Annotated in this window: 2 protein-coding genes; both read left to right on the top strand. The window is 71.7% G+C overall.

Annotation, left to right across the window (positions count from 1 at the left end):
• The first annotated feature begins 677 nt into the window (after positions 1 to 677).
• Complete coding sequence (locus NOD94_RS40255) at positions 678 to 998, top strand: hypothetical protein (RefSeq protein WP_281211207.1); 321 nt, start codon at positions 678 to 680, stop codon at positions 996 to 998.
• 24 nt (positions 999 to 1,022) lie between these two features.
• Positions 1,023 to 1,607 carry an exonuclease gene (locus NOD94_RS40260; protein ID WP_281211208.1) on the top strand — a complete coding sequence of 195 codons (585 nt, stop codon included), beginning with the start codon at positions 1,023 to 1,025 and terminating at the stop codon, positions 1,605 to 1,607.
• Positions 1,608 to 1,775: the final 168 nt, after the last annotated feature.

The raw sequence follows: 1,775 nt of genomic DNA on the forward strand, positions 1-1,775 counted from the left end.
GCCGCGCGCCCCCCCCCCCCGCCGGGCGCGGGCGGGGGGGGGGGGGGGGGGGGCGGCCGGGGGGGGCGGCCCCCCCCGCCCCCCCCCCCCTCCTGGCCCGCTCGGCGGCGGCTGGGTGCTCACCCGGTCCTGGAGGACGAAGTTCGGTTTGCGGTCCGCCGCGTGGACACCGTCATGGAACCGTCCGGCCGCCGCTCGACCACCAACAGGCTCAAATCGGCAGGCGTCCGGAGCCGGGGCGGCTCGACCGCGTACTCGTACACGCGCTGCCGGCCGCGGGCGTGGCGGGTGTTGGTGCCCTCGCCGGCGGTGTGCGAGGTCGACTCGTTCGTCGAGTGCGTCGTGCTCGTCGACGTACCGGTCGTATCGCTGTGGCTGCCCCGCCGTCGTTCCGTCGGTTTCCGTCGGCGAGTGCGGGGACGAACGAGTACTGGCGGCCCGGGAAGTCCGCCGCGAGCCCGTCCTCCCGGGCCGGCGGAACGGATGCGTGACCCGGCCGGACTCGGACCGCCCCGCCCGGGTAGCCTTCGACGCCACGTACCTGCTGGGGGTGGACGCCGGTGAGGGCGGGGCCGAGCCCCGAACGGTTCGTCGGGTGTCGGGGATCTCCACGCATTTCCGCGAAACCGATTGGATCAGCACCGATTGGATCAGCAACCGCCCGGGAGGCGACCCGTATGAATCATCAGCTGAGCATCCGGCTGAAGGGAACCTTCGGGAAGGGTGAGCTCGCCGTCTTCCGGGACCAGGTGGGGCTGACCCCGCGCGGTCGTATCGACGACGACTGGGACGAGGAGTTCGGCAGGCGTGACCTGCGCCCCGAGGAGGCGGGGAAGGTGGAGCTCTCCCTGTGGCGCTACGCGGACGACGACTGGATGCTCTCCCTGCGGTGCGAGGGCGCCCCGTTGCCCGCCGCGGAAGTGGAGGAGCTGCGGCGGACGGTCCTGGACGCGGCGGGCCGGGCGGGGCTCACGGCGACCGTCCGGAACCTTTCGTAACAACGGATCGTGGAGGAGAAGACGATGGCGAAAGCCGAGTTCTACGTGTCGGCCGACGTGGAGGCGGACGGGCCCGTGCCCGGCCCGTTCTCGATGTCCAGTTTCGGCCTGGCGGTCGCGGGGGTTCGGGACGGGGGCGGGTTCCGGGCCGTCGACCCCGCCGAACGCACCTTCTACGCCGAGCTGAAGCCGATCGCCGACGCCTTCGACCCGGAAGCCATGGCGGTCAGCGGCCTGGACCGGGACAAGCTGGTGCGGGAGGGCCGCGATCCCGCCGAGGCCATGAACGGGGCGGCCGCCTGGCTCGCGGCCGTGGCCGAGGAACTGTCCGCCACGCCGGTGTTCGTCGCGTACCCGCTGGGTTACGACTGGATGTGGATGTACTGGTACTTCATGCGGTTCGCCGACGCCGGTTCTCCGTTCGGGCACTCCCGCTGCATGGACCTCAAGACGCTGTACGCGGCCAAGGCCGATGTGCCGCTCCGCGACGCGACGAAGCGGTCGATGCCGAGTCACCTGCTGTCCACGCGGCCCCACACGCACAACGCGTTGGACGACGCCATCGAGCAGGGCGAGCTGTTCCAGAACCTCATGCGCTGGGGAGGGTGACGCGCCCGCGCCGATCCGGACACGCAAAAACGCCCAGCTGGAGGTTCCAGCCGAGCGTGCGTGCGTCTGAGCGTGCGGGGGTGTTAGCGGTGGCTCAGTACCAGTGGTGGGTCTGCCAGAAGTTCCAGGCGCCGACGGGGCTGCCGTAGCGGGAGTTCATGTAGTCCA

This window comes from Streptomyces sp. Isolate_45 (assembly GCF_024721315.2).
Classification (GTDB): domain Bacteria; phylum Actinomycetota; class Actinomycetes; order Streptomycetales; family Streptomycetaceae; genus Streptomyces.

Coding starts and splice junctions, on each gene's coding strand:
- NOD94_RS40255 (WP_281211207.1), top strand. CDS start 678: ATGAATCATCAGCTGAGCATCCGGCTGAAGGGAACCTTCGGGAAGGGT.
- NOD94_RS40260 (WP_281211208.1), top strand. CDS start 1,023: ATGGCGAAAGCCGAGTTCTACGTGTCGGCCGACGTGGAGGCGGACGGG.